Origin of the sequence: Chryseolinea sp. H1M3-3 (assembly GCF_029360725.1) — a bacterium.
In the GTDB taxonomy this organism is placed as follows: domain Bacteria; phylum Bacteroidota; class Bacteroidia; order Cytophagales; family Cyclobacteriaceae; genus Chryseolinea.
The window spans coordinates 445,310-468,180 of sequence record NZ_JARKMY010000009.1 but is presented as its reverse complement, the minus strand read 5'-3'; the positions used below and the strand labels follow the sequence as shown (position 1 = coordinate 468,180).

Annotated in this window: 18 protein-coding genes; 9 read left to right on the top strand and 9 right to left on the bottom strand. The window is 41.1% G+C overall.

The features are described 5' to 3' along the window. The first annotated feature begins 66 nt into the window (after positions 1 to 66). The 4 genes from P2W71_RS16560 to P2W71_RS16545 are packed head-to-tail and all read left to right on the top strand — an operon-like array spanning position 67 to position 3,018. Positions 67 to 903: a serine acetyltransferase gene (locus P2W71_RS16560; protein WP_276372403.1), complete on the top strand. Its 837-nt coding sequence runs from the start codon at positions 67 to 69 to the stop codon at positions 901 to 903. Positions 904 to 944: 41 nt separating this feature from the next. Next, on the top strand, positions 945 to 1,823 hold the full coding sequence (cysM, locus tag P2W71_RS16555) for a cysteine synthase CysM (protein ID WP_276372402.1): 879 nt from the start codon (positions 945 to 947) through the stop codon (positions 1,821 to 1,823). Positions 1,824 to 1,825: 2 nt separating this feature from the next. Then, positions 1,826 to 2,281, top strand: coding sequence for a GNAT family N-acetyltransferase (locus P2W71_RS16550; RefSeq protein WP_276372401.1), 456 nt, complete (start codon positions 1,826 to 1,828; stop codon positions 2,279 to 2,281). A 59-nt stretch (positions 2,282 to 2,340) separates the two neighbouring features. Beyond that, positions 2,341 to 3,018, top strand: a complete 678-nt coding sequence (locus P2W71_RS16545) for an SGNH/GDSL hydrolase family protein (protein ID WP_276372400.1) — start codon at positions 2,341 to 2,343, stop codon at positions 3,016 to 3,018. 102 nt (positions 3,019 to 3,120) lie between these two features. Here the strand turns inward: P2W71_RS16545 and P2W71_RS16540 are convergent, their stop codons facing one another. After that, the gene (locus tag P2W71_RS16540; RefSeq protein WP_276372399.1) at positions 3,121 to 3,738 is read right to left on the bottom strand and encodes a DUF4142 domain-containing protein; all 618 of its coding nucleotides are present in this window, start codon (positions 3,736 to 3,738) and stop codon (positions 3,121 to 3,123) included. Positions 3,739 to 4,021: 283 nt separating this feature from the next. Between P2W71_RS16540 and P2W71_RS16535 the strand changes: the two genes are divergently transcribed. The 5 genes from P2W71_RS16535 (at position 4,022) to P2W71_RS16515 (ending at position 10,021) form a co-directional block, all read left to right on the top strand. Then, entirely contained in the window at positions 4,022 to 4,558 is a 537-nt protein-coding gene (locus P2W71_RS16535; RefSeq protein WP_276372398.1) for a DNA starvation/stationary phase protection protein, read from the top strand. An 11-nt stretch (positions 4,559 to 4,569) separates the two neighbouring features. Further along, entirely contained in the window at positions 4,570 to 5,007 is a 438-nt protein-coding gene (locus P2W71_RS16530) for a hypothetical protein (RefSeq protein WP_276372397.1), read from the top strand. A gap of 426 nt (positions 5,008 to 5,433) precedes the next feature. Next, positions 5,434 to 6,906 (top strand): potassium/proton antiporter, encoded by a 1,473-nt coding sequence (locus P2W71_RS16525; protein WP_276372396.1) that lies wholly within the window; start codon positions 5,434 to 5,436, stop codon positions 6,904 to 6,906. 120 nt (positions 6,907 to 7,026) lie between these two features. Beyond that, positions 7,027 to 7,359 carry a PadR family transcriptional regulator gene (locus P2W71_RS16520; protein ID WP_276372394.1) on the top strand — a complete coding sequence of 111 codons (333 nt, stop codon included), beginning with the start codon at positions 7,027 to 7,029 and terminating at the stop codon, positions 7,357 to 7,359. Positions 7,360 to 7,381: 22 nt separating this feature from the next. After that, positions 7,382 to 10,021 carry an ABC transporter permease gene (locus P2W71_RS16515; protein WP_276372393.1) on the top strand — a complete coding sequence of 880 codons (2,640 nt, stop codon included), beginning with the start codon at positions 7,382 to 7,384 and terminating at the stop codon, positions 10,019 to 10,021. Positions 10,022 to 10,085: 64 nt separating this feature from the next. On the opposite strand, the gene P2W71_RS16510 is transcribed toward P2W71_RS16515, so the two are convergent. The 8 genes from P2W71_RS16510 to P2W71_RS16475 form a co-directional block, all read right to left on the bottom strand. Continuing rightward, entirely contained in the window at positions 10,086 to 11,444 is a 1,359-nt protein-coding gene (locus P2W71_RS16510) for a Calx-beta domain-containing protein (RefSeq protein WP_276372392.1), read from the bottom strand. Between the two features lie 14 nt (positions 11,445 to 11,458). Continuing rightward, a complete protein-coding gene (locus P2W71_RS16505; RefSeq protein ID WP_276372391.1) occupies positions 11,459 to 12,820 on the bottom strand; it encodes a DUF4302 domain-containing protein in 1,362 nt (453 codons plus the stop codon). Between the two features lie 64 nt (positions 12,821 to 12,884). Continuing rightward, complete coding sequence (locus tag P2W71_RS16500) at positions 12,885 to 13,751, bottom strand: substrate import-associated zinc metallohydrolase lipoprotein (protein WP_276372390.1); 867 nt, start codon at positions 13,749 to 13,751, stop codon at positions 12,885 to 12,887. A 30-nt stretch (positions 13,752 to 13,781) separates the two neighbouring features. After that, a complete protein-coding gene (locus P2W71_RS16495; protein ID WP_276372389.1) occupies positions 13,782 to 15,230 on the bottom strand; it encodes a RagB/SusD family nutrient uptake outer membrane protein in 1,449 nt (482 codons plus the stop codon). A gap of 4 nt (positions 15,231 to 15,234) precedes the next feature. Next, positions 15,235 to 18,552 (bottom strand): SusC/RagA family TonB-linked outer membrane protein, encoded by a 3,318-nt coding sequence (locus P2W71_RS16490; protein ID WP_276372388.1) that lies wholly within the window; start codon positions 18,550 to 18,552, stop codon positions 15,235 to 15,237. A 444-nt stretch (positions 18,553 to 18,996) separates the two neighbouring features. Further along, positions 18,997 to 19,899, bottom strand: a complete 903-nt coding sequence (locus tag P2W71_RS16485; RefSeq protein WP_276372387.1) for an aldo/keto reductase — start codon at positions 19,897 to 19,899, stop codon at positions 18,997 to 18,999. A gap of 91 nt (positions 19,900 to 19,990) precedes the next feature. Then, the gene (locus tag P2W71_RS16480; RefSeq protein ID WP_276372386.1) at positions 19,991 to 21,340 is read right to left on the bottom strand and encodes an ATP-binding protein; all 1,350 of its coding nucleotides are present in this window, start codon (positions 21,338 to 21,340) and stop codon (positions 19,991 to 19,993) included. Between the two features lie 135 nt (positions 21,341 to 21,475). Then, positions 21,476 to 22,846, bottom strand: a complete 1,371-nt coding sequence (locus P2W71_RS16475) for a sigma-54 dependent transcriptional regulator (RefSeq protein WP_276372385.1) — start codon at positions 22,844 to 22,846, stop codon at positions 21,476 to 21,478. Positions 22,847 to 22,871 lie beyond the last annotated feature (25 nt).

The window sequence follows — 22,871 nt, the reverse complement described above, 5'->3', positions numbered from 1 at the left end:
TTAAATTCCGATTTTTATTATTTCCTTTACAAATGAACCTAACGGTGAAGCATCTCAATTTATAGTATGGACAAAGAATTTTTAAAGAAATTATATCAATCGCACCAAGCTTGCCCTACATGTCCCGCGCCGACGGAGGTTTCTAACTTTTATGTAGAGCTATTGGGAGCGCTTTTTGCCGATTTTACACAACTGGCTTCGCTCTCCGAAGAGGAATTTTTTCAATTGATGGATCGGCTTCAAAAAGAACTGGAAAGAATACTTCGCCATAATCCGACAAGGAGTAGCGGTAATCCCACCGACATTGCCCAGCATTTTTTTGACACGTTGCCAGTCATCTGCGAAAAATTGGAGAACGATGTGACGGCCATGTATGAAGGAGATCCCGCAGCAAAAAGCCGGGGTGAAGTGATACGTACCTATCCTGGATTTTACGCCATCGCTGCATATCGCATTGCACATCAGCTTCACGATTCAGGCATTCAAGGTATTCCCAGGATAATAACAGAACATGCGCACAGCAAGACCGGTATAGATATTCACCCAGGGGCAAAAATCGGCGAGCATTTTTGTATCGATCATGGCACCGGGGTAGTTATCGGTGAAACGTCCGTCATCGGCAGTCATGTGAAAATTTATCAAGGTGTTACCCTGGGAGCTTTAAGTGTAAACAAAGAAGATGCTGAAAAGAAACGTCATCCTACAATTGAGGACAATGTGGTGATATACGCCGGCGCGACGATTCTGGGAGGCAACACGGTAATTGGTAAAAATAGTGTGATAGGAGGGAACGTATGGCTTACGCGAAGTGTACCTGCTGATTCAAAAATTTACTATCAGGCAAAAATGTATAATGGAGATACCAATGAAACGGACCTTGTTATTTTTAGATCTGAAATATAAATCCTTCCACCTAGAGATCATCTTTTAAGTATCTTCAACGCATGACCTTATCTGAATTAATCGGCAATACACCACTCGTTGAATTAGAACACATTCCAGTGAATAAACGAGTTACTATTTATGGCAAGCTCGAAGGCAATAACCCCGGCGGAAGTGTGAAAGACCGCGCTGCATATGGTATGATTACGGCTGCTCTGGATCGGAAAGCTATTAAGCCTGGTGATAAGCTTGTCGAGGCAACAAGCGGCAATACAGGTATTGCATTGGCCATGATTGCCCGTTTGAAAGGATTGGATATGACCCTTATCATGCCGGATAATTCAACGCGAGAACGTGTACTAGCCATGGAGGCGTATGGGGCAAAGGTGATTTTGACTCCAGCATCCAAAACGATAGAGTACTCACGTGAACTTGCTGAAGAAATGGCACGCAAAGAAGGTTACTACATGCTTGATCAATTTGCCAATGCGGATAATTATGCGATGCATTATAAAACAACGGGTCCTGAGATCTGGCGAGATACCAACGGTAAGATCACACACTTCGTTTCGGCAATGGGCACTACGGGTACCATTATGGGCGTATCTCGTTTCTTAAAAGAACAAAACCCCGCTGTACAAATTGTGGGTACGCAACCCACGGACGGCTCATGCATTCCCGGTATCAGGCGGTGGTCAAAGGAGTTTTTGCCTAAAATTTTTGATGCAAGGCGCGTAGATCGTACGATGGATGTAAGTGAAGCAGATGCCCGAACCTATACCAAACGGCTGGCGAAAGAAGAAGGTATTTTAGCAGGTATGAGCAGCGGCGGCGCATTAAGCGCTGCGATGAAGATTGCCAGCGAAATCGATTCAGGTGTCATCGTATTTATAGTGTGCGATCGGGGTGACCGTTATTTAAGTTCTGATTTATTTGAGTAGTTATGATCCGTTTAAAACGAACTTTAGTTACTGATCCGGATTTTCAAATGCTGGTAATCGATCTGGATAAAGAGCTTTGGACAAGATATCCTGACACACAGCAAAATTTTGCGCCCCATAACAAAGTTGATCATACTGTCCGTGTTGTTGTGGCTTATACGGGAAACGAACCTGTGGGCTGTGGCGCATTCAGGCCAACGGAAGACGAACATATTCTCGAGATTAAGCGAATGTACGTTTCTCCAAAAATGCGCGGGCGGGGAATTGCCAAACAGATTTTGCAAGCGCTCGAACAGTGGGGAAGAGAAGAAGGCTTTACACATTCAAAATTAGAGACCGGAAACAATCAACCCGAAGCCATTGCCGTTTATAAACGCGCCGAGTACAAAGAGATTCCCAATTATCCACCTTATACCAACATGACTGAAAGCATTTGTATGGCGAAATCGTTGCTTTGAACTGAAACCGTTTATATAAACAAAATTGTTTGAAACTAATTGTTGTGTAAGTTTCGATTATGAAACTGCCATACGCTATCCAGCTTTTCGTTTTTCTATTTTTATTTCTTACCGTAAATGAAATCCAGGGACAGAATTCGGATCGGTTTAAGAAGGAAGTAGATTCCATTGTTGCTCTCAATCAGGCTGTCAACAAGTCTGATCTGATTTTATTTACCGGAAGTTCCAGTATTCGTTTGTGGAAAGATCTGACTTCATCTTTTCCAAACTGCAATATCGTGAATTTGGGTTTTGGAGGATCAGAAATGGCAGACCTACTTTATTTCACCGATCAACTTATCTTGTCTTTTAAGCCCAAACAAATTTTCATATACGAAGGTGACAACGATATTAGTGCAGGCCGAACCGATGAACAAATTCTTTTGGCTGCCGATAAGATCTTAACACGAATAAGAAAAGACCTTCCACAGGCTGAGGTTATTTTTATCTCACCCAAACCAAGCCTTAAACGATGGGGGCTAAAAGAGAAATACGAGACTTTTAATGCAAAACTTAATGCGTGGACGCAGAGCAAGAAAAATGTACGTTATGCCGATGTTTGGACACCGATGCTAGATCAAAACGGTACCGTGATGAATGATATTTTTATTGAAGATGGATTACACCTAAACAAAAAAGGATACGCCATTTGGACGACTACCTTGAAAAAATATGTAAACGCGAAATCAACGCAGTAACGACTACGAGTTTTATTGAGTTTAAATTCGACCCTTTATCTGGCTTTGATGCCACTATCCACATTCTGATAAATGCGCATTGTTTTGTTTCCAAAGGCCTCGTTAATTACTTTTTTTAAGCGCCCTGATTTTGTCGAGATGGGATTGTACTACGGGAAGATACTTTGTTGCAAACACTTGAATATCGGCATCGCCGTAATCGGCTGCATTCTTTAAAATCTTTACGTCTCTCTTGTGATCGATGATCATCATCCTGATGAATTTTTTATCAAATGACTTGCCGTGGAGCGCTCTTAGATCATGTAGTCCATCGGCTTTTTCGGGCCCCAACGATACTGGTAATGAAACATTTTTTTTCTGCGCAATTCTTTTCAATTCTTTAAGCATTTCTGTCTGGTCGTCTTCCATCAATGAACCGTATTCTTTAAGTGAACGCTTCGTACTTCTCTGCTTGGCAATTTTACCTTCCTCTAAATCCATTAATCTTCCTTCTGTAATTTCATTTAGAAAACTGATTACGGCTTCATCCACCGCGGGTTTTTCTCCGGATATTTTTTTTCTATTAAAATCGGATTTAACAACAGCTTTCAATTCTGTTGGTCGAAGTATATTTTCTTTTGCTTGAGAATTGTCGTTCGTAGAGATTTTATCCGACTGTGTGAGGATAGTCGTGATCAAAATGATGATGCTCAGATTAATAATGGTAATAAGATTTCTCATATACGTTAAAGATTAATTAACATATATTAAATACTATGCCATGATACATTTTCCGCATAAAAAAACTGGAGCAGGATTTCTGGTCAGATCGGGTCATTCAATAGTGTCACCCTAACGCATAGTTAACTCAAGCAGATGAGACGATTATCCCTGAACCTGTGTATTAATTCCACGGCTAAGGAAAGTTTTTCTACTACAAGGGTTACATCAACGTCGTTTATACATAGAACTTCTGTGGAATGCTTTTTGAAAACTTTATGTCGACATCAATAAATACATATCTATGGCAAATGTAAAGCATGTTGAAAACGTACCTCAAACTCAGTTGGACACCAGCATGGCAAAAAGAAAACCTGTTAAACTAGGATGGTCTACCGAGGAAATTGACAAGATCACGCACGCCTTAAATTCTCTATTAGCAAATTATAACGTACACTTTCAGAAGCTTAGGAATTTTCATTGGAATGTAAAAGGTTCCGATTTTTTTGATCTTCATGAAGCATTCGAATCCCAATACACCGAGGCACTTGCAAATATTGATGAGATCGCTGAACGTATTCGCGTCTTTGGTGAAACGCCGCTGAGCACGATGCAGGAATTTTTACGCGAGTCAGAAATTAAAGAGGCGTCTACGCAATTGACTTCAGATTTAATGGTTCGGGAATTGTTGAACGATTACAGAGTACTGCTTCAATATATGGCAGCAGTGGTTGAAATAGCCGGTGAACAATACGATGCCGGCACAGAAAACATGATAAAAAGCTTTATCAGAAAAATTGAAAAGCATCACTGGATGTTTACAGCATTTCTCGCAAAATAAAGATTGCAACTATGATTGAAAACCAACCTCGTGAATTGACACTGATATATCATTCTGAAAAACCGGATGATAAAAAAGCTCGTGGCTATGTTGAATCTCTCCGCACTGCGGTCAAGACCTTAGATCTGGCCAGAGAAACAATCACTGAAACACAGCTTGCACAACTCGCTGACAAAATGCAACTGCCGGTTGAAAGTTTAATTGATCCGACCTATGATGATCGGGCCAACACTGCTGAAAACAAAGAAGGTCTTAAAAAAATGGACACCACCGAATTGCTAACGCTTATCAAACACAACCCCAAATTATTAGACACACCTATTGTGATTCTGGGAGCCCGTGCCTATAAATATGGTACGGGTTATAATCTCATAAGAGAATATATGGCGGAAGGAGTCAACTCAACTTCTAACGCTGTTAACATAGAAGAAAGAAAAAGTGATTTTTAATAAATTTTAAATACCACTATGAGTTTTGAGAAGTACGAGACAACCATCCAAGCGTGTTTAGCCTGTGCTACGCATTGTGAAAATTGCGCCTCCGAATGTTTAAAAGAAAAAAATATTCAAAATGTTACTCGTTGTATAGAACTAACGAAAAATTGTGCAGCCATCAGTTTGTTGACAGCACGATTTTTATCCAGCAATAGTGAGTTTATTCCGCAGGTATGTGAGCTTTGTATAGAGATCTGTGAGATATGCGCCGGTGAATGCGCCAAAAATTACATGGATGCTTGCGCGCAATATTGTCAAAATTGTGCCGATGAGTGCCGGGCATTGACATTGGAATTTGCATAAAATATTTTGTATCGATTAATTCATCAATGCAAGAACGTCATACACGGAAATTAGTACTTTAGGGTCTCTAATTTCCATATGGCGGTTTCAACTGAGAATGTTTTATTGCTGGGATCTTTGCTATTGTTTCTGAGCATAATAGCAAGCAAGACATCCTTTAAACTTGGTATCCCCACATTAGTATTATTTCTTGTTGTTGGCATGCTGGCTGGATCGGAGGGACCTGGCGGCATCTATTTCGATGATCCAAAACTATCACAGTTTCTTGGTGTAGTTGCGCTCACTTTTATTCTTTTTTCTGGCGGACTTGAAACAAAATGGGAAAGTATAAAACCTATTTTGTGGCAGGGTATATCATTATCAACAATTGGTGTGTTGATCACTGCCATATCAGTAGGTGTTTTTTCATCTTATCTGCTAGGCTATACGATCTATGAAGGGTTATTATTAGGAGCCGTAGTATCCTCCACCGATGCCGCTGCGGTATTTTCAATTCTTCGTTCAAAAAGCATCGGCCTTAAAGGCAGCCTACGGCCCACACTTGAGTTTGAAAGTGGTAGTAACGACCCGATGGCATATTTCCTTACCGTTAGCATGATCTATTTGATTTCTGATCCAGATGCTTCGCTAGTGTCGTTGATTCCACGTTTTTTCAAGGGAATGATTTTAGGCGCTATATGCGGTTACGCTTTCGGCAAGGCAATGACCTGGGTGATCAATCACATTAAGCTAGACATTGACGGTTTATATCCTGTGCTGATTCTTGCGTTGGTTTTCTTTACTTTTTCATTTACCGATTTCATTGGGGGAAACGGCTTTCTTGCTGTGTATATCGCAGCCATTATTCTGGGAAATAGTAATTTCCTACACAAGAAAAGTTTAATCAGGTTTTACGACGGCCAGGCATGGTTGATGCAAATCGTGATGTTCTTAACCCTGGGCCTATTGGTATACCCTAGTGAAATGGTACCCGTACTCGGTCCAGGAGTACTCATTGCATTGTTCCTGATATTTATCGCGCGCCCTGTTGCTGTATTAACATCCCTAATATTTTTTCGTGATCTCAGCGTCAGAAAAAAGTTATTTATTTCCTGGGTTGGCTTGCGTGGAGCCGTGCCCATCATCTTTTCAACTTATCCGCTCATAGCAGGTATTCCAGTGGCAAATAATATTTTTAACCTGGTGTTTTTTATATCGGTATCTTCTGTGCTCTTGCAGGGAACCACGCTTCCGTTGGTTGCCAAATGGCTTCATGTAAGTGTGCCGGAAAAACTTAAGCGCAAGTTTCCCCTGGACATCGAGCTTAAGGAAAATTTCAATTCCGAACTGGTCGAATTGGATATTCCGGATAACTCGCCAGCTATTGGAAAGCCAGTAATGGAATTGGATTTGCCGAAATCAGCGCTCATTGTGTTAATCCATCGCGATGGAAAATACATCACGGCAAATGGTGCCACTCAAATTGAACCTAAGGATCACCTGTTGATTTTAGCTGATAGCAAAAAAACGGTCAACAAAATTTATGATCGGTTTAATATTGCGCACACGTAGCCGCTCGCGACTTTGAAAGGACTGGACTAAACCCTATCAGTCACTAACCAATAATATATTTGACAAAATATATACTAATAAACGAAAGCTTTATATATTTGTTTTACAAAATATATAGAAATGAGCAAAGAATACTTGGGCGAATTTGAAGAGTTAGTTTTGACCATGGTAGGAATTCTCCAGGACGAAGCGTATGGTAATGCAATTGTAAATGAAATCAAAGAACGCGTCGGTCGGGAATCCAATCTAAGCGCAGTTCATGTAACGCTCTACAGGCTTGAAGATAAAGGATTCATCAAATCGAAAATGGGTGGTGCCACAAATGCAAGGGGAGGAAGGCGTAAACGGATTTTTACGATAACAAATGCGGGGTTGTCAATGCTGAAAGCAATGAAAGAAGCAAGGATGGATTTATGGAAACTCATTCCTCAATTGAAATTTTCAGGTTCTTGATCTTTCCACAGCGCATTACCAAATGGATAATCAGTATAAAATTGAAAAGAACATAAGACCGCCGCGGTTCGCATTAAGATTTCTTCGTTGGTTTTGCCCCGGTGATCTTTATGAAAGCATTGAAGGTGACCTGCTGGAAGAATTTGAAAACGATCTCAGATTGTGCAGCATTCAAAAGGCAAGACGCCGATTTGCATGGAATGTTATTAAATTTTTTCGACCGGAAATTGTCTTTCGAAATAAGTTTTCATCCGAACTAAATGAAGTTTATATGCTACAAAATTATGTGAAGGTAATGTTTCGCAATCTCATGAAACGCAAGGCATATTCAGCCATTAATATTTTTGGACTTACAATAGGATTAACATTTTCGATGCTGATTGGTGTTTATGTATGGCAGGAAATGAGCGTTAATCAAAATCTTGAAGATGTAGACAGGCTTTATATTGTAGAACAAGCACAAGACGATGCGGGTGTAAAATTTTTCGCTCCTGCCGATCTTGTAAAAACAATGCGCGATCAGCATGCACCCGCGATTGAAAACTATTACAGGTTTTGGGATCGCAACATCAAAGTCTCCAAGGATGATAAACACTTCATTGTGCAAAGTATTATTGGTGATTCCACTTTCGTCCCGATGTTTGGCTTCCCGGTTTTGTATGGTGATATAAACTCGGCGTTATCTCAACCTTATAAGGTTGTAATCACCGAAAAAATTGCTCTGCAATTCTTTAATAAAGCCGACGTTGTTGGAGAGTCCTTAATACTTTCAAGCGGCACTGCCGATAAAAAGGAATACATCATAACGGCGGTCGTTCCTGCACTGAAAAGAAATTCTGTTTCCGATTTAGTTAACATCGATGCCCAAATATTTCTTTCTCTTCAAAACTGGCAGGATTTCCGACTTCCCGACCCTCAGGGATGGATGATGAACATGGTTAGTTATCTAAAGGTGGGACCGGGCGTAACACAAACTGAAGCCGAGGATATTATGAACGCCACCATTCAAAGTCATGCACCGGATAGTGTGAAAGCAAATCTAAAACTGAAATTATCCGGGCTAGACAATTATTATTTGATCACGAATAATGGAGCAGCAAAAAAAATGATTGGCATTATGGCCGCCATTGCAGGATTTATTTTGCTATTGGCAATCATCAATTTTGTTAATATCTCGGTTGGAAGCGCTTTTGTCCGGCTGAAAGAAATCGGCGTACGAAAAGTGATTGGAGGCATCAAAAGACAACTGGTGTTTCAGTTTCTGAGTGAATCTGTATTGCTAACATTAGCTGCCGGGTTTATATCCATTATTCTTTATGAATTATTGCATCCTACCGCAGAAGACTTGTTGTCAACTTCACTTTTGTCAATCACTGAACTTGACGGCGGATTTTGGAAATGGAGCATTCTGCTGCTGATCTTAATTGGTTTGATTGCCGGCGGATATCCAGCTTTCTTCATGTCATCTTATAAAATTATCGACTCTTTAAAGGGGAGGATAAAATCAACGACACGAGTTCTGCCGCTACCCAAAATTCTTGTTGGCCTTCAATTTCTGATAGCGATTTGCATTTTCATTGCAGCGATCGCTATTACGGAACAAGTCGCCTATTTCTTAAAAAAAGATTTAGGTTACGACAAATCGTTTGTACTCACCGTTTCATCTGTACCAAGGATCTGGACGGAGGAAGGTATCAATCAAATGAGTTCAGCAAAACAAGAATTTTTGAATTCCCCTTACGTAACAGCAGCAAGCCTTTCGTGGGAAGTACCCAACGGAAATGCAGGGGGAGATGCAGGCATTTACCCCGATGGGTCGGAGCCTGCAAAAGCGGTGGCAATGCCCGTGCTGAAAACCGACGAGGACTACTACAAAGTATATGGAATAAAGCTATTGGAGGGAAGTTTTTTTTATTCCGACCAGGAATCTTTTCAACTTAATACATTGGTGATTAATGAAAAAGCACAGAAGGCATTGGGCGTTCAGGTGGGAGATAAAGTAAGAATAACAGGAACAGATAATATAGTTTATACCATCAAAGGAATTGTAAACGATTTTCATTTTAACTCCTTACGGGATCAAGTTAAACCGTTGGCCCTGATGCATACCAAGGAATCCAATTTTTATAGGTTTTTTTCATTTCGCATTAAACCCGGTAGCGCGTCAGAAACTGTAGCAGGTATCGAAAAGCTTTGGAATAAGATATTTCCGGACGATCCATTTGATTACGCATTTATGGATGAGCAATTAGAACGATTGTATAAGACTGAACTCCAGTTAAAAAAAGCTTCTGCTGTTGGCACTGTACTTATGTTTATTATTATGTTAACGGGTATCATAGGCGTAGTTTCCTTGAGCGTTTCAAAACGCACAAAAGAAATTGGCATTCGTAAAGTGCTTGGAGCGTCGGTTTATAACATCCTGGCCATGATCTCCCGTGAATATCTGGCGTTGTCACTATTTGCTTTTGGCGTAGCCATTCCGTTAGCTTATTATTTAGTCAGTAGCTGGCTCAGCGGTTTCTCTTACCGGATTGAGCTGAGCTGGTGGATGTTCTTAATGCCTGGTTTATTCACCATGTGTATGACGGTGATCATTGTTGGATGGCAATCTTTAAAGACAGCGTTATTAAATCCCACCCGGACTTTAAAATATGAATAACGTCCATCTCCATAAACAAAAAAAGCTGCCGACTTTCATCGGCAGCTTTTAGCGCGGGGTATAATTACTTTGAAAACTTCCGAAGGCCTGGTTGTTTCACTTTTGACTTAACAGTTCCGGCCGGAATTTTATACATCGGTGCACGGCTTCCTGTAGTTGGTGTTGATATGGTTGAAATATTGGTATAAGCACCGTTCGCGTCTATTTCAAATGTTTGCTCGATGTTGACAAGGTCATCAAATGTGGTCCACTCGTTTATATTTGCAAGTGTATACGGCACGTCGTTTTTGTAAATCTCACGGTCTCCTATTGCTCCATCAGCAAAATCAATAAAATGAGACTCAAATTCCAATGGATCGACATCACCTTCATAGTAAAGATATGTAACGCCGAATTTCACATCGTTTATCTTTGCAGGAATAAATACAACTTCAGGGGCTTCTGTTCCTTCAAAGGCTGAAAGCGCAATCAGGCCAAGGTCTGCAACATCATCACCGATATCGCCAATCCATAAGAATAAATCCATGTCAACAGTACTCGCTACACCTTCCTCTCCCCAAAACAATGCAATTACTTTTCCATCCTCCTGATTGACGCCAATTTGAATTTCGTCTTTATCCGCTGCGATTTGCACGCCGGCACTTGCCTGCGTTAACGTAATGATGATTGTCTCAGGGTCCCATGGCGCCGTATCAGGATTGCCGTCCTCTATTATGAAATCCGAATACAGACCGAGCCGGATAACACCGGAATTCTGGCCACTTGCAATTTGCAAAGTTCCAGAGTTGCCACCCCAAATGGAATAGTCGGCTGGAAGAACGGGGTCTGCTGACCTTGCTGTAACGCTGTCGCGTGCTGATCCTGACAGGGTATATTGCAATGTAGTATTGGAAGTCGCTGCCTGACTAAGCTTAACGCTTACTTCAACAATTCCATCAGCCTCGTTTACGGTCATCGTAGTTACATCAAACGACGCTGTGACCTGTGGATCGTCATCCGTAATTGTAATAACGGTTTCATCATCATTTGTTATCACGACATCGTCACTATCGACATCGTCTAAAGAAACTTCAATAGTTTCATTCCCTTCGTACGACGCATCGTTTACAATTTGAATTTGTATGGTTGCACTCGTTTGACCTTGTGCAATTTCAATTTCACCTTCTTTACCTACAATGGAGTAATCTGCAGGAGATATAGCTGAACCACCCAAATTATATTCAATCGTGATATCGGCAGGGGCGCCTTTATCGAGAACAATTTCCACTTCAATCGTCCCGGCAGATTCGTTGACCGATAGGGTTTCGGAACTTACAGAAAGATTTGGTTTTACAAATGGCTCATCATCCTTACAGGACGTCAAGCCGATACCGAGCACCACAACAGCGCACAGGGAGCAGATTAAAAGCGTAAATTTTTGCATGACTATAGATTTAATTATTGATTTCCATTGAACAAAACTGCGCTGAATCCTGTGCATGGGTTATGGAGTTCAAACACATTGTCATTGATTTTAAAAACATAGGTGTTATCACCTTCCGTAAGCGCATTGAGGTAGATATTGATGTTATTAATATCGGCATCCGGATTTGGATTACCAAATGCAGTTATTTCCGGGGCAAATTCAAACACTAAATTATTGCCTGTAAGGGTAGGTGTAAATTCCCGCAGCGCAAAGGTGGGTTCTCCATTTGCATTTGCGAGATAGAATCCAATACCATACAACACGTTCCCACCGCCAAGATTATAATTATAATACAGTTGCAACGCTTGAGCTCCTGTAACATCTTCGGCGATTTGATTACCAATAAATTCACCGTTCGTTGTAATGTAACCAAGAGGTCCGCTAAAGAAATCGGATACCTGCGCGAAGGTGCCTCCACTCGCGTCCTGGATAGTTGTTTCCAGTGCGACAAGGTCGCTAGCTGACGTAATACCAGCGTATGAATGAACCATTGTGGGATCTGCACAGATATTTATGGTGCCTTCTGTGAGTGTTGATAATTTGATCCCTTTTATGGTGATGTTGTTACCCAAAACATTTCCGCTAAATGCATCATCAAATACAATTGAATCACCTTTTAGGACGAACGGAGAGGTGAAATTCATACCCTGTGTTACAGCCAGATTGGTTTTACGGGAAGCCGAATTGAAGCCAACCGTTCTTCTAAAATTATCAACCACGATGTACAAGACAAGATCCTTATTTTGATAAGTGATTTTCAGAGACGAAGACCATTTTTTGAAATCTTCGGCAATGATGTTCAGATTGCTTGACAGTTGCTGAGCCAGCAAATCTTCGTCGCCGGCATTCGCTTCTTCGAACAATAGAATGGTCGGGGTATCGGGATCCGTTTTACTGTTAAATACCAGGGCGTCATCCGGTGTTTTATTGACAAAATTAAATTCGTACTCGGCGAGGTAAGTCGCATCGCCCTGTTCAAATAAAAAACTAAAAAACGAATAACTTTCAATTATCAATTCAAGTCCTAACGAATTGTCTATACGGTACGTAACGGTCTGTTCAAAGAATTCACCCTCGTTGAAACCCAAATCACTTTTGATGGTAACCGTATTGTCTTCATTGAAATCCATGAGTAAGTAAAAGGAACCGGATTCGGATTCGGGTCTGTATTTCACCCGCCATCCGTTGGCAGGTGCTACGAGATCCTGCTTGAGATTCGCGATTGCTTCGGCTGCCCTTTCATCTGCTGTCTTATCGAATAACGCAATTTCATCGTCTTTACATGATGTCAATGAGAACCACGCCAGACCAAAAAAATATAGCCACTTTTTCATATATAAAAGTGTTGAAGTGTTGAATTTCGAAGCCTGCCTTTCGCAGGCACAAGAGTATTGCTCATTAGTTTATTCTATCCTGAATTATTGCCCGAACTTCTAATAGGTCTACGCCTGTAACCTGTTCATAATGAGAAAGTACGGAAGTGTATTTTCTTCGTATCAATGCTCTTCCTTCGTTTCTTGCTTCACAGTCTGCCGTTGTACAATTGGGCTCATCATTGATGAATGTTTCATAAAACTCGGGATGATACAATATGTAGGCCACCATCTCAGCAAAGTCTTCATTATAAGTGCTGGTTCCATATGGCGATACAAATCCCCGTTCTATAGCTTGTGCATCATTCAATGTATACCATGACCCCAACGACGTGTAGCCTTCTGGTGAAATATCCTGCCAGTTTGCAGGAAGGTTATATCGCTGATGAACAATGTGTGCAAACTCGTGATATATTGTATTTAACTGCCTAAAAAGCCACAACTTGTTATCGATGTCAATATTATTTACTTCGGTCAACGTAATGCGTGCACCAGCGTCGGCAGTACCCAATGTGACGGTTCCATCGTTGTTGTAAATCGGGGAGCCGATGAATACAATTTCCGCTGGAACATGTCTTTCAAAGAACCGTCTGCCGTTTTGGACACCTGTAAACGGCTCGATCCATAATTGTGTTAAAAAATTAAGCATGGGCTCTACAAGTTCACGGCGAGGTGGCGAAACCCGTTTGTTCGGATCCACATAACGATCAACAAATTTATAACGAACTGCAATGCCATATTTCTCAATGAAGTTTGTTTGTATAAAAATATCAATCGGGTCATCCGAAGCAGTTTGTTGTATTACTGGCGCCTCAACGCTTTCATCTTTGTAACAGGAAGTTACCAAGGTGAAAATCCCCACCAGCAAGAGTGAAAAAACCTTCGTGTTCATATTTTTTATGTCAACTTTCATAAGTGGATATCATCTTGGATTTGCTTCAAGACCGCCTACGTCCAACGCTGTTTGTGGCAGTTGTAACACTTGCCTTTTATCATCGCCTTCCAATTGTATAGGAGTACCGTTCTCCAAAAAGTGACGCACGGGGATTTGATACCTTTTGATATCAAACCAACGCAGCCCTTCATGCATAAATTCCTTTCTCCTTTCGTCAATAATGAAGGATAGGGTTACGAATTGATTGTTGTTTGATTCGTAGTAGGTCCGCAATTGCTGTAGGGTGAGGGTTGGATTTCCTTCATATCGTCGGCTGATGTACAGCTGAAGATCTGCCAAAGCCAGTGAGATCTCATTTTTAAATACATAACTCTCCGCGCGGTTCAGTAAAACTTCTTCCCCCCGGAAGGCAGAAATGATGGTGTAATAAAGTCCTACATCAGAAGTTAAGCTGGAACGTTCAAACAGAAACTCAAATTTACCTTGTGTCAGACCACCTTCTCCGCGTTGGTACAACGGAAATTCTGCGCTAACCCGAATGTCGTCTGCATCCATAGGGTTGTTATTAAAGATCCCAAAGAACAAAGGCTGATCTGGCCAGTGGCCAACGTTTACAGGAAAGTTTGTGACGTTCCGGATCATCAATAAGTTGCTGGGGTCATTTGGTGAAGTGTATTGGCGAATGAAGTCATCCGAGTTCGGCGTTTGAGCCAACAGTGTAGCAATATCTTTTATAAAGATAGCGGGCTCGGCTCCTAACATTTGCGAGCTATACTTGATGCAATTATCCCAGTCACCTTTAAACAAATAAAAGCGCGATGCAAATGCCAACGCTGCATTAGGGGTAAAGTGATATTTGCCGGACCCTGCATAGTAACTTGCATCGACTAGGTCGAGTCCTTCTTCAATATCATCTTCTATGTAATCGTACACCTCTTCAACCGTGCTGCGGGTATATTTTTTTATGAACTCGGTTTCAGGCTCCAGCACATAAGGAATGCCTAAGTCCTGGCTTGCGGTTTCCGGATTGTAATGTTTTGCAAAAAGATTAACCAGCATAAAATGTCCATAAGCCCTGGTTAAATAGGCTTCACCTTTCACCGCGTCCTTCAATGATTTTTCGCCAGTTAAATTGTCGATTACGGCTAGCACCTCATTGGCGTGTGCGATGGCATCGTAAGTGGAAGTCCAAAAGTTTGTAGGTGTATCCTGCTCGATGGACGTTGGTTCTTTCCACTCATACAACTGATTATGTTCAGGTTGCTTAAATGTTCCCTGCGTAAAACTGACATTGTCGCTCATCCATTCTGTAAACAAATATCCCGCACCAGAATAAGCATTGGTGAGAAGTTGCGCTGCCTTCTGCGGTGTATTCAGTTCAACACGATTATCAGGAGTTTCTTCAAGGTACTTGTCGCATCCTGAAACAATCACCAGAGTGATCAGGCAGAAGTATATTTTGGAATAACGTTTCATACAATTAAAATCCTAAAATGATTGACGTCGTTATTAATCTTGGTTGAGGTAATGCTACACCACCGGACGAGAAAAACTCAGGGTCTTGACCGTTTAGTTTTTTATCCGAATAAAGGAGCATCAGGTTTTGTCCTTCTACAGAGATCTGTGCATTGGTTGCACCAATTCTTTGATACCACCTGCCAGGAATTGTATAACTCAAGCGAACAGATTTTAAACGTATGTAGTCTCCGTTAGCTACTCTCACAGTACTCTTGTTGTACAAATCATAAGCTGATCGAAGATCTGCGTTTGTACCATTTGCAATTTGCCGATCAAGAATCACTGGCACATTCGTAATATTCTCATCGCCAGGAACCATCCAGCGGTTGATAAAACTCTTGGACAAGGAATTAAAATCGGTATAAGTCGGTCTGAATGCATCATCGAGCCTGATTTTGTAGTCGAACTTAAAGGAAAGAAAAACATTCAATGAGAAATTCTTGTAATTAAAAATGTTGCCAAATCCTCCGGCACCTCTGGGTTCAGCAGGGCCCTCATATTTTAAAATTTGGGTAAGATTATCACGATCTTGAAGATCAAAATTATAGACAATTTCGCCATCGCCATCATAAAATTGTGGAATGCCCCGATAGTCCAGTCCGGCAAATTTAGTGGAAAACAATCCGCGGCGTGGTCCGCCCAATACAGCCGCACCCCCTTGAACAATGGCATCGCCCAATCGCGGATTAAATTCCAAACGGGTAATACGATCACGGGAATATCCGATATTAAAATTCGTCATCCAGCTGAAATCTCCCCGCCGTAGATTTACCGTATTAAGGGAAACCTCGAATCCTTCCGATCTCATGTCGGCATAATTACCATTTTTAAAAGCGTTTCCTCCAACACCACTGGTCTGGAACAGACCAATAAGGTCGTATGAATTCCGCGCGTATACATCGACGGTACCAGTGATGTTGCTATTGTAAATTCCATAGTCGATACCCACATTAAATTCCTTTAACTTCTCCCATGTTAAATCTGAATTTTCGAGATCCTGAATGTAGAGATATGATTCCGCATCGCTTGGCCTTAGGGTGACATCGGAGCGCAAGTTCAAAAGTGCACTGGTATTTGGCCCCAGATTAGCAGATAGCCCATACGTGGCCCTGAGTTTTAAATAATCCAGAAATGAAAGATTCATGAATGATTCCTTATCCAGGTTCCAGGCTGCGCTGACATTCCATGTGGGAAGGTATCTTGCCGCGTTACTTTTTCCCAACCGGTTCGAGCCATCATATCGTATGGTTCCATTGAAGACATATTTATCATTGAATGAATACGCTCCGTTAAGAAAAAAACCGGCGAAACGTTCACGGTCAGTGGACAATTCAAAAATGCTGATGCCTTGTCGGTTTAGGAAATCGATCATCAAAGGATCAGTCCGTACAACTCCTCCACTTTCATAAACAACTCCAATACCATCCGCTCTTCGGCTTAAGCGATTTGTATATTTTATTTCCTGACCCGCCAGGACTGTGATGTTATGAATTGAATTAATGGTCGTTGACCAGTCCAAACTATTTCTTACGTAGAAGTATTTCAGCTCGTCTTCATCAATATTATTAAAACCACCTTCAGGCAATACCACTTTAGGGGGTGCAGTGGGATCATTCGGATCTTTATAAAGGAGCGTATTTGCATCCTGAATATATTGCGTATCATCGGCGCGATAAGCTTCTGCCTGATTCGAACGTTCATGAATCACATGTTCGCGTTTCGTGGTGGCATAACGTCCCTGAATCGTACTCCTTATAGATAAATTTTCAAGAATATTATAAGTCACATCCGCCTGGGTGGAGATGTCTCCCACATCAATGTTGATGTAATTCAATTCCAGCTCACGCAGGATATTAAAAGGAGCATAGTTTCTGCGAAAATATTCGAGATTTCCCCGGCTATCATAAGGCCTTATCGCACGACTGGTATTCAGCGCATAGCTTAATGGGTTGATGTCGAAATCTCTTTTAAATCTACCGGTGATAGGATCAAAATCTCGATTTTGCGTACCTGGCACACGTTGGTTACGGTAATTGGCTGTGAGTTTTAGGTCCAAGGATAACTTAGGAGAAAAGAGAAAACTGTTTTTTGCCGTCGCAGCATATCGCTTAACATTATCCGCAATCGTCTGACCGTTATCGTTAAGAAAGCTTAAAGAATAATAGCTGTTATGCTTCTCAGTTCCGGAAGTCAGGCTTACCGAATGTTGTTGTTGTAGGGAATAATCCTTAAAAAGTACATCGAACCAATCGGTATTTGCCGTTTCATATTGATTTAAAAATTCTTCATTCAATGTTCCATTAACTCCCCAATCAATCTCGTGTTCAGAAATCAAAGAGAACATTTTTCCCAGCGAACCATAATTTTGTGCCCTTACTGAAGTGGTAATATCGATCAATCCCTTTTCGTACAGTTCGCGGTAAACCGACATCTCATCTACGGAGTTCATGATATCAAATTGCGAATAGGACGGTCTTAAATGAAAAGAGAGATTGCCAGAATAATTTACACGGGTCGCACCACTACGTCCTTTTTTTGTCGTGATAACAATAACACCATTCTTAGCGCGCGTACCGTAAAGGGCAGTTGCCGAAGCGTCTTTTAGCACCTGGTAAGATTGAATATCGTCTGGGTTGATACCCGCAATAGATGAGGTAGTAAGTGTGTTCGCATTTCCTGTTATGATATCGTCGGCGCTGACTGAGTTCAAATCTTCAAGGATCACGCCGTCGACCACCATGAGTGGCTGGGAATCTCCATTGATAGAGGTATTTCCGCGAATACGGATCTTGGGATTCGTTCCGAAAGTACCTGAAACATTATCGACGGTAACACCTGCTACGCGACCTTCCAGCATCTGACTGGCATCCGTCATTCCAGTAATCCGGAGATCGGCCATTTTCAAGTTGACCGACGAACCAGTGAATAGCTTTTTCTCAACATCCTGAAAGCCGGTAATAACAACCTCTTCAAGTTCGGTTGCATCTGTTTCTAACTGAATGTTTACAGTTGTCCGCTGGCCGACAATAGTTTGTTGAGTCAGGTATCCGATAAATGAAAAGATTAACGTGTCGTTGGGAGATCGTACCATCAATTCAAATGTGCCCAAACCGTTGGTTATGGTTCCCTGGCTGGTACCCTTGATTTGAATATTTACGCCCGGCAGTTCGGAGCCGTCCTTGGCTGAAACTACTTTACCGGTGACTTTAGTTTCTTGTGCAGAAACGGAAATCAGGCTTCCAAAAAACAGCACTATTCCTGAGAGTAGAAATTTCTTCATTGTAGCGTAATTGAGCTAATACCAATCTTTTAGGGTTTTTAAACCCTGGTCCACCGTACAACTACAGTCCACTTGGCTCTAATAAACAGCTATTTCAGGGGGCTCAAAACCTGGAAGCAACTGAATGAATAAAGAAAAATATGAATAGGAAAGTTTAGTAAATTCTATTCATAGGCTATGCGTGTACTTTTTCTAAAATTAAATATTTAACAAGAAAGAACAAGTTACGGTTTTGAAACCTCGACATAAAGGTTTCAAACTGCGACATAACGGGACACAAGTTATTAAATCCTGACGTCGTCCTGATCGAAGAACGTTATCCCATCATTAATTTATACATAAAAGTGGAGAATAAAGTAACTTTTTTTGTTTTAGATACCGGTTGGCGGCTTATCACAATTCAATATTGAAAAATTATACCTAAAGCATCGCTGCCAATACTGGTCACTCAATCATTTTCAGCATTTGAGCTCGGTGACTTTCGGTGGGAAGTTTTCCAAAAGCAGCACCAATATTATCTGCCATGTGATGAGGCTTGGACGTACCTGGGATAACACATGTGACCGCCGGCTGAGCGAGTATAAACTTTAAAAAGAATTGCCCCCAACTGTTACAGTCAAACTCTTTAGCCCATACCGGTAACGTTTTTCCTTTGACGCGACTAAAAAGGGCGCCTTCTTCGAACGGTTGATTAATAATAACAGCAACTTTTTTTTCCTGAGCCAACGGGAATAATCTTTCTTCAGCTTTCCGGCTCAGCATGGAATAATTGATCTGCAGAAAATCTATAGTAGTGGTTTTTAAAATCCGTTCAATATTGGGATATGCGCTTTCGGTGTAATGCGTAATGCCGATGTATCGTATTTTTCCCTGCTGTTTCCATTCTCTCAACGTTTTAAGGTGCGTTTCCCAATCCATCAGGTTATGGATTTGCATTAAGTCGATGGATTTTCTTTTCAATAATGACAATGAATTCGTCATCTGGCGAATGCCCGCTTGCTCACCGGTAGTCCAAACTTTAGTGGCAATAAACAATTTGTCATTCAATCTTAATTCTGTCGAAAGATCACCGACTACTTTTTCCGAGCTGCCATACATTGGCGAGCTATCTACCACGCTTCCACCTTTCTCAATGAGTATCTGCAATACCTTTTTGAGTGGGTCGCGCTCAGCTTCATTATCACCCACATCAAATGTCTGCCATGTTCCTAACCCAACGACAGGGATCGTTTCGTTTGAGGAAGGAATTGCGCGCTTTGTTATTGAATCTTCCATCAACAGCCATGGAGTTGTAAAAGGTAACAAACCTAACGCCGAGATCGAATGCAGGCAATTTCTCCTATTCATACCCCAAAATAAATTCTTATACCAGAAGAAACAATCGAACGATATAAAGTTCTAAATGCAGAAAAGACTAGGCAGCAGAATAAAACCAATACTAGCGCTTCATGTTCTTAAATACCAGGTAGAAAGAAGTTCCTTCATTTACCTTGGATGTGACTCTGATTCGGCCGCCATGTGAACTCATGATTTGTTTCGACAGACTGAGCCCAATGCCAGAACCCTCTTTCCTGGTTGAGAAAAAAGGAATAAAAATGTCTTTTAATTCTTTTTCAGGAATGCCCTTACCGGTATCGGCCACTTCAATAATTCTATTCTTACCTTCTTGATAACATCGAATGTTAATATGTTTGGTCGTACTGGTTTCTAAAGCATGAATGCTATTTTTTAACAGGTTGATAATAACCTGTTCGATCAGCGCTCTATCAATTTGCAACACCTCATTGTGGTTTTCAAAATGAAGTTTAAGCTGAATGGATTGTCTGGCTAATTCTTCGCGCATCAGGTCTTCAACTGATTCCAGCATGGGCTTAATAATAACCGATTCAACGTTCGGTTTGGGTACCCGAGTTAGCTTGCGATAATTGTCAACAAAATCGAGCAAGCTTTCACTGCGTTTTTGAATGGTGCTTAAAGAGAAACGGACATCTTTTATTGTTTCGTCATGAAGGTCATTCAACGATTTTTGATCTCCGTGCTTATCACTCAACATACTTTGCATCGTTTCACTCAATGATGAAATCGGCGTCACAGAGTTCATTATTTCATGCGTCAGTATGCGGATAAGTTTGTGCCATGCTTCAATTTCTTTTTGTTCTATTTCTGAATTTATATCTTGAAGGGTGATTAGTTTGTAATGCTTATCCACCATCATCAGCGTGCTGACTTCCATTGCAAGAATTTTTGCCCCATTTTTTGATTTTATTTCAACAAGTTTTTTCCCGTCTTCATGGAGTTCGGCAGCCAACGCAGGGTTAAGCTGTTCAAATATTTTCCAATTTTTGACATTTTGCACGCCTGCAATTTCCTCAGCCACAGGGTTCATAAAAATGATTTTTTCGTCTTGCAACGAAATAATTCCAACTTGAATTTGATTAACGAGTTGTTGAAGGAAATGATATTGTGCTTCCTTTTCGATTTTTACATGTCTGTAGGCTTCAACAATCTCAATCATACTTTCCTGTAAGCCTTTGAACGATTTACCAAGTTTGTTTTGATTAAAAGTAACGGAGAAATCAGCATACTTGATTGCTAAAAATAATCGCGTTAGCTCGCGATTTGTATGATTGATATAGTGGATCAATTCCCACACCTGTATAACGAGTATTAGCACCAGTGTAAGCTGATTGAAGAAAAGGCGCATATCCCCAATTATCCATGCGATCAGGATGGCATTCAGAATGATCAATACAATTCTTAGGATGACTTGGAAGGAGAATCGTTTCATTTAATCGGATTTCTAATAATTAGTTTTTTCACCGCTGCATTCTCAAAAGAAAGTTAGAAGTTATTGCCGAGCTTATTCCACTATATTATTTAAATGTCTAGAGCGCTAAAGAAGCATGTATTAGTGCAAAGCAGGTTAGTGCAATCCATGTTTTTTCATTCTTCGATACAACGCTGTGCGTGTCATTCCCAACGTTCGGGCGGTAGTGCTTACATTTCCGTTGTGATCCTGAAGCGACTGCTGGATAAACTGTTTCTCCATATCGTCCAGTGTAACCGGGTGATTGTCTTTTTTTGGCAACGGACGAGTCGTGGTTAGCAATAGCTCACTTGACTGTATAACTTTACTATCGCATAAAATTACTGCGCGTTCTACGGCGTGTTGAAGTTCGCGAATGTTACCCGGCCAGGGATATTTTTGGAGTTTGTTGATGATTGATTTATCAATTCTGATACCAGGACGCTTGTATTTCAAAGTATACCGTTGCAAAAAAAAGTCGAGCAGCAGCGGTAAATCCTCGGCCCGCTCGCGAAGGGGAGGTACCCGAATTTCAACGGTGTTGATCCGGTATAAAAGATCCTGTCTGAAATTCTTTTCATAAACCATTTCATGCAAGGGCATATTGGTAGCGCAAATGAGGCGGAAATCAATCGGGATTGCCACGTTTGATCCAACGCGTTGCACCTTTCTGTTTTGTAATACTGTTAGCAATTTCGATTGCAACGGTAAGGTTAGATTACCGATTTCGTCCAGGAATATTGTTCCTCCTGAAGCGATTTCAAAACGTCCGGGTTTATCGTGTTTAGCATCGGTAAAGGCACCTTTTACATGCCCAAAAAGTTCGCTTTCAAAAAGTGTTTCCGTAATAGAGCCCAAGTCAACGCTGATGAATACATTACTTTTTCGTTGCGATTTTCGGTGTAGTTCCCGGGCAACAAGTTCTTTTCCGGTTCCATTCTCTCCCAGAATTAATACATTGGCATCTGTTGACGCCACGCGGTCAATGATTTCATGAACACGTTCAATTGCCGCAGATCCGCCGATAAAATCCTGGAAGGGCAGATCCATTGCGTCCGCCAGTTTTTCTTGTGTGACTTTTAACTTTTCTACTTCCTTTTTGGATTTTCGAAGTTGGATTGCTGATAAGATTGTACCCAATAGTTTCTGATTCTTCCATGGCTTAAGAATAAAATCTACAGCGCCGTTTTTCATTGCCTTAACAGCCAGATCTACTTCGCCATAAGCCGTTATTAAAATAACTACCGCCTGTGAATCATACGTTAGAATCTGGTTCAGCCAATAGAAACCTGCTTCTCCATCATTGACGCCTTTTTTAAAATTCATGTCAAGCAGTATGACATCGTATTCGTTTGATCTTACAAGCGTTGGGATTCGCTCAGGATTTTCTTCGATCTGAATGTTTGTGAACTCTTGTTTAAGAAACATCCGAGCGGTCTCCAAAACATCGCGGTCGTCATCAATTATTAATATGTTTGCTGCTATCATATGCGGGACAGAATAACGATAAAGG